Source organism: Cohnella kolymensis, from assembly GCF_000829465.1.
In the GTDB taxonomy this organism is placed as follows: Bacteria; Bacillota; Bacilli; order Paenibacillales; family Paenibacillaceae; genus Cohnella; species Cohnella kolymensis.
On sequence record NZ_JXAL01000024.1, the window covers coordinates 118,977 to 131,403 of the forward strand.

The 12,427-nt window shown below is 48.0% G+C and carries 11 protein-coding genes; all 11 read right to left on the bottom strand.

Going from position 1 to position 12,427, the window contains the following annotated elements:
* Nucleotides 1-48: 48 nt before the first annotated feature.
* A complete protein-coding gene (locus tag SD71_RS15665; RefSeq protein WP_041065091.1) occupies nucleotides 49-1,755 on the bottom strand; it encodes a methyl-accepting chemotaxis protein in 1,707 nt (568 codons plus the stop codon).
* Nucleotides 1,756-1,768: 13 nt separating this feature from the next.
* A complete protein-coding gene (locus SD71_RS15670; protein WP_235427158.1) occupies nucleotides 1,769-3,319 on the bottom strand; it encodes a response regulator in 1,551 nt (516 codons plus the stop codon).
* A complete protein-coding gene (locus tag SD71_RS15675; protein WP_041065099.1) occupies nucleotides 3,316-4,770 on the bottom strand; it encodes a sensor histidine kinase in 1,455 nt (484 codons plus the stop codon). The genes SD71_RS15670 and SD71_RS15675 overlap by 4 nt, the downstream gene beginning before the upstream one ends.
* Nucleotides 4,767-5,744 carry a substrate-binding domain-containing protein gene (locus SD71_RS15680; RefSeq protein ID WP_041065102.1) on the bottom strand — a complete coding sequence of 326 codons (978 nt, stop codon included), beginning with the start codon at nucleotides 5,742-5,744 and terminating at the stop codon, nucleotides 4,767-4,769. Before SD71_RS15680 ends, SD71_RS15675 begins: the two co-directional genes overlap by 4 nt.
* 154 nt (nucleotides 5,745-5,898) lie before the next feature.
* Nucleotides 5,899-6,327, bottom strand: a complete 429-nt coding sequence (locus SD71_RS15685; RefSeq protein WP_041065105.1) for a PH domain-containing protein — start codon at nucleotides 6,325-6,327, stop codon at nucleotides 5,899-5,901.
* Nucleotides 6,328-6,470: 143 nt separating this feature from the next.
* Nucleotides 6,471-7,316: a sugar phosphate isomerase/epimerase family protein gene (locus tag SD71_RS15690; protein WP_052476307.1), complete on the bottom strand. Its 846-nt coding sequence runs from the start codon at nucleotides 7,314-7,316 to the stop codon at nucleotides 6,471-6,473.
* A 19-nt stretch (nucleotides 7,317-7,335) separates the two neighbouring features.
* Complete coding sequence (locus SD71_RS15695) at nucleotides 7,336-8,166, bottom strand: carbohydrate ABC transporter permease (protein WP_041065109.1); 831 nt, start codon at nucleotides 8,164-8,166, stop codon at nucleotides 7,336-7,338.
* Entirely contained in the window at nucleotides 8,163-9,047 is an 885-nt protein-coding gene (locus tag SD71_RS15700; protein WP_041065112.1) for a carbohydrate ABC transporter permease, read from the bottom strand. The genes SD71_RS15695 and SD71_RS15700 overlap by 4 nt, the downstream gene beginning before the upstream one ends.
* Nucleotides 9,048-9,114: 67 nt before the next feature.
* Nucleotides 9,115-10,527 (bottom strand): ABC transporter substrate-binding protein, encoded by a 1,413-nt coding sequence (locus SD71_RS15705; protein WP_041065115.1) that lies wholly within the window; start codon nucleotides 10,525-10,527, stop codon nucleotides 9,115-9,117.
* Between the two features lie 24 nt (nucleotides 10,528-10,551).
* Nucleotides 10,552-11,580, bottom strand: a complete 1,029-nt coding sequence (locus SD71_RS15710; RefSeq protein ID WP_041065425.1) for a zinc-dependent alcohol dehydrogenase family protein — start codon at nucleotides 11,578-11,580, stop codon at nucleotides 10,552-10,554.
* 25 nt (nucleotides 11,581-11,605) lie between these two features.
* Nucleotides 11,606-12,427: a sugar phosphate isomerase/epimerase family protein gene (locus SD71_RS15715; RefSeq protein WP_052476330.1), complete on the bottom strand. Its 822-nt coding sequence runs from the start codon at nucleotides 12,425-12,427 to the stop codon at nucleotides 11,606-11,608.

A 12,427-nucleotide genomic window follows, 5' to 3' on the forward strand; every position in this document is an offset into this window, starting at 1 on the left:
GAGTCTCAGGAACAATTTCTGTAATCTTTTGCGATCGTCTGTACTTTTTTAAGCGTTTACATGGGAAACATGGAATTGCTCTACCAGCCGCTTGAGCTGATCCGACTGCTTGGCCAGCTCCTTCGTGAACGATTCGATGACTTGCGTGTTGCTCAGCTGCTCTTCCACGGAAGCGGAGATTTGCTGGCTGACCGCGGATTGCTCCTCGGACAAGCCGCCGATCATGTCGAATATCCGGGAGATTTCTTCAGCGCTCGCAAGCATCTCTTGGGCTTCTTCCTTCGTGAGCGCTCCGTTCCTCATGACTGTGCCGTTCATCTCGGTGATGAGATTGAACATGTCGGTCAGGCGGCGGATTTGCTGGCTGCCGGATTTGATATTGTTCGTGTTGTCCATGAACTGCTTGGTGAGCTTCTCCACTTCGTCGTTAACCCCGTCCAGCAAGTTGATGATGTTCTCGGCGGATTCGTTCGTATCGTTAGACAGCTTGCGCACTTCCCCGGCGATTACCAGGAAGCCTTTGCCGTGCGCACCCGCACGCGTCGCTTCGATTCCGGCGTTCAAAGAGAGGATATTCGTCTTTTCAGAAATCGATTTGATCAGTTTATTTACTTTCTCGATGTGCTCGAGCATATTGCGGAAGTTGAGCAATGTGGCATTCGCCGTATCGTTCTGCTCCGTAATCACCTGCATTTGCTCAAGAATGGACATCATTTGCTCATTGCCCCGCTCCGTATTTTCTTTGGCATTTTGCGCCAACTCATACGTCTCTTGGGCATTCTCCGCCATTCTGGCAAGCTTGCTTAAGTAGTCTTGAAGCAGCTGCCGTGACATGTGCGTCTGATCAGCCTGCTCCATCGATTTGCCGCTCAGGTTGGTGACCGCCGTCGAGATTTCCTCCGTGGAGACTGCCAGTTGGCTGCAATTCTCCTCAATGGTTACCGACGAAGCAGCGACCTCTGCCGTCGAAACGCGGATCTGCGTCACCATTTTTTCGACCGTTTCCAATACTTGATTCACATTCGTCGCCATCTCTTCCATTTCGTCGCCGGAATGAAGCTGGATACGCCGGCTCAAGTCTCCTTTGGACCCGGCCAAGTCCTTCAGAATGGCATTAATTTTGCCGATCGGCGCGAGAATCGACCGTATCGTCCACAAGGACAACACGATAGCAATGAGAACAATCAGGCCCATTGCTGCCACAATGATGCGGAATCCCTGATCGTATTGCTGCCGATTCACCGTGCCTGCTTCACCCGCTTCCTTCTCGCTGATGCCGATCAGTTCGTCTAAGCTTTTGTTCATATCGTCATAGAATCGCGTAGCGTTCCCGTCATACAGCAATAATGCGCCCTTCACATTGCCCGACTTGGCCTGTTGCATAATCTCCTTGTCGGTCGCTTCACCGCCTTCGTAGTCCATGAAGAATCGTGTCGCCACATCTTTGCCCTTGGCCGATATGGACTCAGCAACGTAAGCGTCGACTAGTGATTTAAGTCCGGCTTTCTTCCCGGTAATGACTTCCTCCATATTGGCGTTCTTCGGGTCATTAATGAATTTGCCCTGCAGCCGGTAAATCTCGTCGACTTCCAGTTTAATCTGATAGGCCTTGGAAACCGCAGGCATCCAGTTCGTGATGATCCGCTCCGTCTGCGAGTTAACATTCTTCATCGTGATAAGAGAAAACATTCCAAGACAGACGAGAAACAAACATAGGACACCAAAACCAAGCATCAACCTCGTGGAGACTTTCATCGCTGCCCTCTCCTTATTGCTTATATTTTTGTGCCAGCATCGTTTTGCGGTAATCCGTCGGTGACACCCCGCAAATTCTCTTGAACACCTTGCTGAAATAATTCGGATCGTTATAGCCGACATCAAAAGTGATTTCCTTCAGACTCATTTCAGGATGACTCATGAGGGTCTTCGCCTTCTCGATCCGGCATTCGGTAAGGAAATCGATATAGTTGATGCCCAGCTGCTCCTTAAACATCTTGCTTATGTAGTAAGGACTTAGATCGACTTTCTTCGCGATCATCTCAAGCGATATATCTTCCTGCGAATGCTCGATGATATAATGCTTGATCTGTTGAACGACATCCGGCTGCAGCCGGTCGTTGTGCGTTGAAACCGCATGGATTTGTTTACTCAAGAGGCTTTCCGTCTCCGTCTTTAATTGACGATAATCGTGCGCCTGGAAGGAGAAGAGAGGCTTGTCCGCTTCCATTCCCATTTCGAGCAGCACTCTGGAGATGATCCAAAGCGCCTCCATCACTCTTTGCTGCGCATGCACGAGGCTCTCTCTATTTTTTTCATGCCAATCTATGATCTCAGCAACTGTATCGCGCACCCGGTCCCACTGTCCTAATCGGATCTGATCGACAAATTGCTTCTCCACCTGTTGATTCGGATAATTATTCTTTCGCTCGTTCAGCGCATGCATGTCCATATAGAATCGATGCTTGGCAGGCAGGGAAGTGTCGGCCGTCGAAATAAGCGCCTCTTGATACGAAAGCTTGATCTGCTCCAGACCCTCATAAGGATTTCCAATTCCGACAAAAGTCTCACTCCCCGGTACCCGTTCCTGTATCGTCAACAGCTGACGGACCAATGTCGACGCCTGAGAGCGATAGGACTTCCCGGATTCACGGAACACGATAATCGGAATTTGCCTGCCGGACATTGCGCCGACCCAGCCGCTCTGCAGTTCCCGCATTTTCTCGTGGATTTCAGAATACAGCCGCTCCGAAGAGGTGAACGACCCCATGACCATCAAGATGACGAACGCCTCGCTGGTCATTTCCCCGCCGAGCAAGCCCATCATCTCATCCAGATGAATGTCATGCACATGATCGAACAAAAGCTGAGTGACAACGTCCGCTTCGACCACCGGCATTACTTTCTTAAGCGTAGCTTGCTCAAAGGTTCTCTCTTCAAGCTCACTGCGCTTCTGCTGAATTTGCCTGAGGACTCTCGCCACGGTTTCTATGATTTCGGCTGCTTTACTCGGCTTCAGCAAATAATCTTCCACGCCCAGCTGCAGCGCTTTTCTGGCAAAGTCGAACGTATCGTATGCGGTAACCATAATGAAATGGGTGTCGGGATAATCGCCGCAAATGATTTCCACCGCCTGAAGCCCGTTCATACCCGGCATTTTAATATCCATCAAAATCAGATCGGGTCTGAACTCCCGAACCGTCTCAATAGCTTTCGCCGCATTCCTCGCTTTGCGGATAGTAAGACCGGGATAGCCGTCACGCAGAATGGCCTCGAGCCCATCCCTTTCCACTTGTTCATCGTCCACGATCAGCAGTTTCATGATTGTTCGACCACCTTTACTTGCGGAAGCTGCAGGATGACTTTCGTGCCGATGCCCGGCTTGCTTTCGATGTCGATGACATCCTCGTAACCGTAGAACAACCTTAAGCGGCGGACGACGTTGCTGAACCCGATTCCCGTGGAGAGCCCTTTTCCCTGCGCCGGTACAGCGGCTGTGTCGTTGACCATCTGCGTAACCTTGTCTTGCGGGATGCCCTCACCGTCGTCCTCTATTTCCACCATGATGCGATCTTCTTTTTGATACACTCTGAAAATAATCGTCCCCCCCTCTTCCGAAGGCTCCACCGCATGGATCACCGAATTCTCGATTATCGGTTGAAGGGTAAGGCTCGGGATTTGCACGCTCAGGCAGGATTCATCCACCTCTTGAACGAACCGAAGGCGGTCGGTAAATCTCGCTTTCTGAATGTCAATATATTGGAGGAGCAGCTCCATCTCATCCTGCAGGGTGACCGGCTTATCCATATTTCTCAGGTTGTACCGCAAGAGATTGGCCACGCTTACGATGAGATCGCTTGTCTGCTGGGAGCCTTCCAAATACGCTTTTTTCGATAAAGTGTCGAGAGTGTTAAAAAGAAAATGAGGATTAATCTGACTTTGCAGAGTGCGCAGCTGGCTCTCTTTCAGCAGCAGCCTGCTCTCTTGCAGCTCTCGCTCCAGCTGTGCCTTACTCTGAATCTCTGAGATCAGGTTATTGATATTGATCCGCATCCGGTCGAAAGTCTTGGCTAGGTACGAAATTTCATCGTTGGACGGGATATCGATCTGCAGGTCGAACCGGCCCCTGGACAGCTCCTTCGCGGCAAAAGTCAGCTTCTGGATCGGCCGGGTCATGCTCAGCGAGAACCAATAAGTGAATAACAGCAGGATGACGGATACGAATCCTAGAATGAGAAACCCGAGCTTTTTCAGTTCCGCAGATTGCTGAATGATGCCGCGGTAGAATTCGTCGTAGGTTTTAAGTTCTTTATCGATCAGTGTAAGTGTCGTCTCGCCTATGTATTTGGAAATGCGGGACGCTTCCTCAAAACGGGTCACCGCCGCTTCATTATTCTTCTGCTCCAAGAACATGAGGGACAAGTCCGTCGCCTCGAGCAAGCTGTCGACCATGTTCATATAATTGCTGAGAGTAAAGCTGTTATCTCGATTTTTCAGCTGTGCGATTTCAAGCTTGGCCTCTTGCGCTCTCGCTTTGTTTTCATTTAACTCGTTTATCGTCTCCACAGAAGGCGCTTGCAGATAGTTGTTGAGAGACGTCACCGTCTGCTGGCTGATGGTCGTCATCTCATTCATTCGCAGATACCGTTGCAGGATTTGATTGTATTGCGCCTGTGTCTGTTGATTGTAATACGTCAAAATAACCCAGATGATCACCATGATGAACAGTACGATTGCCGACAGGGAAAGGATTTTCTTTTGAATACTGTTCATTGGCGGACCTCCGCCTTACGCACACGAATGCCCGTGTAATAGCCGTCGGTATTGAGCGGCAGCTGCTTGCCTTGGAGCCACTGCATCATCAACTTCACGCTTGTTTCACCCATCGCTTCCGGCGACTGGGTAATCAATGCGTCAATCTTCCCTTGCTGCAGCAGGGTCATCGTTTCCGGACTGTCATCGAATGAGTAGATGAAGTAAGGTTCTACAAGCGTCCGCTTGCCGATCTCCTGAATAATAGCGCTTGCATTAAGGGCCGTCGTTGTAATGATCGCTTTCACTTCCGGGTCGTCGTTCAGCACCTGATTCGTAGCTTGCACCACTTCTTCTCTTGTCGTACCTGAGCCTACGATTTTCGTATGTATTTCCGGATAGATTTGCAAGACTTCGAGGATCCCTTTCAGACGTGAGCGCTGAAACTCTTCCTGCCGATTGGAGGCCATAAGGACAACCTTGCCTGAGAAGCCCATATCCGACAAAAGCTGCCGCGCAAGCATCTGTCCCGCCTCGTAATGATTGGAGCCGACATAGGTTCTGCGAAGACTTTCGTTCATCGGCACATCATTGGCCACCGTGATAATGGGGATCCCTTTCTCCGTCGCTTTGTACATCGCCAGATGCTTGAACTCCGCCGTATCCAAACCTTGCACGATAATTCCGTCTACCTTGGAGGTTATGGCGATTTCCATCTGCTTCAGAAAATCCTGTTCGTTCTTTCCGTAGCTGCCCCACACTTCCAAGCTCGCGCCATTGCTGCGGGCCGCGGCTAACGCGCCTTCTTTCACTTTGTCCCAGAACGGCGTGTCGAGTTCACTCGTAATAAGCACAAGCCGAATGTCGGATTCCGGTGTGTCGGCGGTGTGCGGTATGCTCAGATCGGTGTTCAAAACTCTAATAGAATAAGCGCTTGCAAAAACTAAAAGAATCAATACGCTGAGAGACAATAGGTAAATAATCAGTTTCCGCACTGCCCTCGTATCTCCCCCTCAGTTACGCTAAATCCTTCGCTATATCTCGAGTTCATTTTACACAGTTCTGGGAAAAATGTCTTTAAAAAGTGTGGGGTGTTGGGGTAAGTGGTACGCAGGATCATTTAGAGCAGCTGGGTTTCCACAGACACACCTATGCATTCAACCGCTTATGGTTCTGGTGCGCAAGCGTAACTAAAGCTACATAAAAAGGCTGAAGATTAAACTTTTTACCGAACTCGAACTTGTAAGATGCGACCCGCGGATCGGTGGACTTGTGATAAGGAGAGGTAATGTAGTGAATCGTCAATTCACTGTCGTCGAAGCCGGTACCTCCAGTTTCCATTGTTACTTCATAGATAGAATCCAAGGAAATTGAAGCCACTCTCGTTTTCTTGCCGGTAACTCCCTGGTGGTCGATAAATATCAAGCGCTCATCTGTGACAATGAACGTATCTCGCACAAGTTTAAACCCCATGTGAATTTTTTCGTCCGGCATAAGATAGCCTTGGTACTGCTTCATGAGATCCGGGATCGAAACCTCCGAGTAATTTCCGAATAAACCGCTAAAAATGTTAGCCATAAAATACTCCTCCTTATAGCAATCCAATGTATTATTCCCGGATGCTGCTGCATACTCCTTCATCGGACAAACATCACAATCATCATAAACAAAAAAAAGGACTTGTTCCGAAGCCATAAGACTTCTGAATAAGCCCTTTCACGTTACTCGGTCAATTTTTTCACAATGGTCTTAATATGATCGATCGACTGATGCGTATATTCATCAAACACAGCACTCGATTCAGTGGACGCATTCTGCTGAGCACTTAAATAAGGATTCGCCACCGGAGGCATAAACTCCATCGTGATGGCCCCCTTATAACCTAGTTCTAACAATGCTTCCATTACTTCCGAGAAATTCGTTTGGCCGTACCCGGCCGCTTCCCTCGTGTTATCGGCAATATGCACGTGCGCGAGATACGGCGCAATGTTGCGAAGCGCCTCAACATGACTTCTTTCCTCTATATTCATGTGGAACAAATCCGCCATGATTCTGACGCTCGGAACATTCACCTCTTCAACCAGCTTTTTGGCATTGGCCAGTTTGTTCACCAGAAATGTTTCGAAGCGGTTCAAGGCTTCCACAGCCAATATTATACCCTTGCTCTCAGCATACTGTCCGGCTGTTTTCAAGCTGCTTACCGCATGCTCCCAAGACTCCCGGATCGTTCGGTCCGGCCCGCTTTTGCCGACTGGCGAGGGAACCACAATCACCAGTGATGCCCCGACAGTCACCGCCATATCCACGCAATCTTTAACATACTGAATCGCTTTGCGCCGTAACGACTCATCTGAACTGGAAAGGTCCCTCTCACCGGAATAGATTCCGCAAATCGATGTGCATTCCAGTTCGTATTTATCCATTAGCTGCTGAACCGCAGTTACGTCCGTGGACCCAGGCTCCCCGCCCAGTTCGATTCCGTCGTAACCGTATTTTTTCAAGCGTTTGAAGCTGGACTCTACATCTTCGTTTCCGAATATCCATTGGGTCACACTATACCTAAACATCGGTTTCCTCCTTAGCGCATTATCCTTTAACTGCTCCCATTGTCAATCCTCGAACCATCTTCCTTTGTAAGATCAGGGTTATGATGGCGATCGGAATAATAATCATAGTTCCTGCTGCAGCGATTTGTCCCCACAATACACTAACCGGTGTAGCATACTCGTTAAGACCGACAGGCGCGGTTCTTACATTTGGACCGGAAAGAATATTTGCGAATAAGAATTCGTTCCAAGCAAATATAAAGGAAAGCAGTCCCGCGGATACAAGACCGGGTCCGACAATCGGCAGAATCACCCTGAAAAACGCACTGAAACGATTGTTCCCATCCACTAATGCGGATTCTTCAATCTCACCGGGCACGTCTTTAAAGAAGCCATATAAAAGCCAAGTCGTTAGAGGCAAATTCATAAACGTGTACATCAAAATTAGTGCGGTGTAAGAATCCAAAAGCCCGAGTTTTGAAAAAAGCAGATATATAGGAAGAATGGTTACAATGGGCGGAATAATACGCAAAGTCAAAATCCAGGTCAGAACGTTTTCCGTTCCCTTCAGTCCGTATCGAGCAAAAGGATAGGCAATCCCGATCCCCAAGATGACTGCAAACACCGTAGAGACAGCTGATACAATGAAGCTGTTCATCAAGTATGTCAGAAAGCCTCGATCGAAGAGTACGGTACTGTAATTCTCCCAAGTAACTGCAAAGCTCCATTTGGGTATGGTCGAGAACGCATCCGTCTGGTTTTTCAGAGAGGTAACAAACATCCAGAAGATTGGAAAAATAAAACAGATCATAGCGACGAGAACAATGACATATTGAAGCGTGACGATTGATTTGTTCTTAGATGCGTTCATGTTCGATTCCCCACTTCAAACAAATCGATTTTCTTCAAGATGAAAGTGATCAGGCTTACAACCAGGATCAGCATGACCACACAGATGGCAGCACCGTATCCAAAATCAAGGAACTTGATCCCCCGGTCATACACGATCCAGCTTAGCGTAGAGGTTTTCGTCAACGGTCCACCTTTGGTCATCATATAAATCGTATCGTAGATACGGAATGCATCTATCGTTCTCAGCAATAGGGCGATGTATATAATTCTGGACATCTGCGGAATGGTGATGTAACGAAATGATTGCCATGAGGATGCCCCATCGATTAAAGCAGCCTCATAAGGTTCATCCGGCAGCCCTTTTAAGCCGGCCAATAGAATAATCATCATGAAGGGAGTCCACTGCCATACATCCGTAAGGACTAAAGCCGGCAAAGCGTAGTTGAGATCCGACAGCCAAGCTGTTCTTGAAAATCCGAACATTTCGGCAAAATAATTAAGAACACCGTACTGTTCATTCATCATGAAGCGGAACATCAAGCCCACGACAGTCGGCGCCATAGCGATCGGAAGCAGAATAATCGATTGATAAATCCGCTGCCCAACGGTTAGCCGGTTCAAGATAACCGCCAAACCGAATCCTATGACGAATTCTAGGAAAACCGTGCAAAAAACAAAAACCGCGGTAACCCATAGCGCATTCCAGAAAATTTTACTCTGAAACAATTCCTTGTAATTGTCCCAACCCACAAAGGGATTCACCGCATTAATGGGGCTGTACTCTTGAAAGCTAATCTTTAATAGAAACACGAATGGATAAATGGCAAATAACAAAAGCAGTATGATCCCCGGCGCCATAACCAGATAAGGCCCGCTCCGCTGCAATTTTAAGCTTTTCATTTGGGAACTCCCCTGATCGAAAATTGAGGGGGAGAACCCTCCCCCTCCACTTCGTTTGTAGGTTAATTTATTTCAGCATCTGGTTAACAGCGTCATCTGCTTGTTTCATAGCCTCTTCAACGGATGTTTGGTTAAATTGTAGTTGGCTCAAGTAATCGGAAACGACCGTCTCCCACTTCTCTTCTTGCGGGAAGAAAGGACGTGCTTTTGCCGTTTTCATTGCTTCCTCCAATGCTTTGTAACGACGGAATCTATCGACATCAGTGCCTTCAATTTTCATGCCTGTAAGTGCAGTATCAGTATAGGACTCGGAACGAACTGGATCTCCGCCGCCCATCTGGGCTTGGCGTACGTCGTTCTGCTTGCTCTCCAACCAGGCCATAAATTTAAAAGCTTCATCCGGTTGCTTCGTAGTTTTTGGAATTGCGATCGACCATCCGGCAAGATGCGGAATGGATTCTTTCATCGCAGGTACTTGAACAAAGTCCCACTTGCCGACTGTTTTGGATGTTTTCGGATCGTCTACTTCAAATGCGGACCAGGACCAGTGAAGAGCCATAGCCAATTTGCCTTGGGCTGCATCAGATGCAACCTCAGCAAATGTGTAATCGTTAATTCCCGGAGGGGTAAATTTCATCATGTCTACCCAAGATTTAGTTGCATCGATTGCCTCTGGGGTAGAAAGTGAAGATGTCATGTTGTTCCAATCGATAACATCCGCTCCGTTCGAATACATAAACGTCAACCAGGTGTGAACGTTGCCGAAGCCTTTTGTAGCTTGAGCAGCCCAGCCGTATATTTTTTGCCCGTCAACTTCTTTGCCGTTAAAGAACTCTGCCGCATCTTTGAATTGTTTCATGTTTGTAGGGGGAATCAAATCGTATCCGTATTTCGCTTTAAAGTCCGCTTTGTTCTTGGCGTCATTGAACAAGTCCGAGCGATACCACAGCAAATGCGGATGGATCGTCTGCGGCAGTCCGTAGATGGTTCCGCCTTCGCCGAATGAACCGTTTTTACCGTTCCATTGCGTTAGCGCCAATGCCCTTGGCAGGTATTGAGAGGTATCGACATTGTATTTTTTAATGAGTTCGTCGAGCGGATAAAGAGTGTCTCTCGATGCGAATTCAGGCACCCAGTTGTAGTCTACGTTAAACAGATCATAGTTCGCTTGACCGGCGATTGAGAGAGCGAGCTTTTGATAGATGACATCGCGTCCTACCAGTTCAATGTTCACTTTAACTCCGGTTTCCTTTTCGTATTCCTTAGCCAGTTCTTGTGTCGCTTGGCCCCAAGTCGCTCCCAGGAAAACTCCGTTCAAAGTCACTTGCTCGCCGGATTTTGTGCTCTCAGCAGCCGGTGATGATGCCGAACCGCTTGCAGCCGGCGATGATGCCCCGTTCCCTGACTTGGATGAACTACATGCGCTCAATATCAGCAGACTTGCAAGTAAAACCATGACCGTAACCTGAATTCTCTTCATTTGTAGGAATCCCCCTATAGTGGTTTACGATTGAGTCGAATCTACGATGATTTTGATCGTATCTTTGTTGCTAATCGCTTCATTAATTCCGTCAACGACTTTGGGCAGCGGAATGGTCTTGGTGATGATGTCATTCGGTTTGAAGCGTTTGCTCGAGATCAGTTGGATCGCCCTTACCCAAGTGTCGTAAGTTCCGGCGTAAGAACCGACGATAGTCAATTCTTTGTTGTAGATTTCAAACGGTTTGATTTCCATAGTGGCGTTCGCAGGTGCTGCACCATACGTTACTAGGACACCGCCTCGTCGTACCATCTGGAACGCTTGCTGGTAGGTTGGAATGGCCCCGACGGCTTCGATTACGTAGTCAGCTCCTCGGCCTTCTGTCAGTTGACGAACAGCTTCCACCGGATCATGAGAGGAGGCGTCAATCACATGATCGATTCCTAGAGAACGTGCCTTTGCGATCCGTGTAGAGTTCATCTCCGAAATGATGACTGAAGCAGCCCCGTTCATCTTAGCCAACTGCGCATGAACCAAGCCCATAGGTCCGGCACCGATGATCGCCACCGTGCTTCCCATTGTGATATTGGCTCTTTGCTGCCCGCGAATGACACAAGCAAGCGGCTCAATATAGGCGGCTTCTTCCCAAGTCATGTCATCAGGCAGCTTATAAATATTAATCTCCGGAGCTTTTAGGTATTGTGCGAACGCTCCGTTCACATGAACTCCAAGTTGAACAATCTCGTTGCAGAACAGCTTCTGTCCCATTCGGCAATAGAAACATTTGCCGCAACTGATATTGATATCTGCGGTTACTTTGTCGCCTACCTGCACGGAGGTTACCGCATTACCGATTTGAACAACCTCTCCGGAAAATTCATGCCCTTGAATCAGCGGAAAAGGCACTGGGAAATGCCCGCGGAAAATGTGTGGATCCGTGCCGCAAATTCCGCAGCGTTGCACAGCGATCAACACTTCGTTCTCCGATATTTCAGGTACTGCTACTTCTTCCAGGCGCATATCCTCGGGTTTATGAAGGACAGCTGCCAGCATCGTTTTCACTTGTTGTATACCTCCTTTAGTCGATGGAGTCGAACAATTGTTTTAAATAGTCGATAGATTCCTTGGAGTACTGATCATAAAATTCTTCATGTCTGGCTCCGCCGAAAGGGTCAGCATAGGGAGGAAGTATCTCCATAGAGATAAAGCCTTGGTATTTGATATCCACTAACGCTTGTGCGATCGGTTTAAAATCGATGTGCCCGCGACCTGGAGCCGCTCGGTTGCTGTCTGCGAAATGCACGTAGAAAAGCTTGTCGCCAACCATGCGGTACGCCTGTGCAATATCGGCTTCTTCAATGTTCATGTGATAACTGTCGCCCATACATCCTACGTTCGGCAAATCTATTTCCGTAACAAGACTTAATGATTGCTCTAAGCGATTAATTAAGTACGTTTCATATCGATTCCATGCTTCTACACATAGGCGAATGCCATGTTCGCCTGCATAGAGCCCTGCTTCTCGAATGCCTTCCGCAGCCCATTTCAATTCCGTCTTTAAATCGGTTTCGGGTTTAATTTTCATATTCGCTGTCGGTGTGACTGAAATGCCTGGCGCTCCAATGCTTTTAGCAAAATCAACACATTCCTTAATATAATTCACGGCATTTTGTCGAATGCTCTTGTTGCTCGACACCAAATCTCTCTCATTATTGTAAATGGCACAGATGGATGAAGCTCCGATGTTGTATTGATTCAGCGCTGCTTTTACTCTGCCGGCATCATGCTTCGCTGTATCGCCTACAAATTCAACTCCGTCATAACCGTAACCCGCTAGCCTTTTGATACCTATTTCAATATCTTCGTCGCCGTAAACCAACGTGTTATATGCATATTTCAT

Coding starts and splice junctions, on each gene's coding strand:
- SD71_RS15675 (WP_041065099.1), bottom strand. CDS start 4,770: ATGAACAGTATTCAAAAGAAAATCCTTTCCCTGTCGGCAATCGTACTG.
- SD71_RS15690 (WP_052476307.1), bottom strand. CDS start 7,316: ATGTTTAGGTATAGTGTGACCCAATGGATATTCGGAAACGAAGATGTA.
- SD71_RS15705 (WP_041065115.1), bottom strand. CDS start 10,527: ATGAAGAGAATTCAGGTTACGGTCATGGTTTTACTTGCAAGTCTGCTG.
- SD71_RS15665 (WP_041065091.1), bottom strand. CDS start 1,755: ATGAAAGTCTCCACGAGGTTGATGCTTGGTTTTGGTGTCCTATGTTTG.
- SD71_RS15695 (WP_041065109.1), bottom strand. CDS start 8,166: ATGAACGCATCTAAGAACAAATCAATCGTCACGCTTCAATATGTCATT.
- SD71_RS15715 (WP_052476330.1), bottom strand. CDS start 12,427: ATGAAATATGCATATAACACGTTGGTTTACGGCGACGAAGATATTGAA.
- SD71_RS15685 (WP_041065105.1), bottom strand. CDS start 6,327: ATGGCTAACATTTTTAGCGGTTTATTCGGAAATTACTCGGAGGTTTCG.
- SD71_RS15710 (WP_041065425.1), bottom strand. CDS start 11,580: ATGCTGGCAGCTGTCCTTCATAAACCCGAGGATATGCGCCTGGAAGAA.
- SD71_RS15670 (WP_235427158.1), bottom strand. CDS start 3,319: ATGAAACTGCTGATCGTGGACGATGAACAAGTGGAAAGGGATGGGCTC.
- SD71_RS15700 (WP_041065112.1), bottom strand. CDS start 9,047: ATGAAAAGCTTAAAATTGCAGCGGAGCGGGCCTTATCTGGTTATGGCG.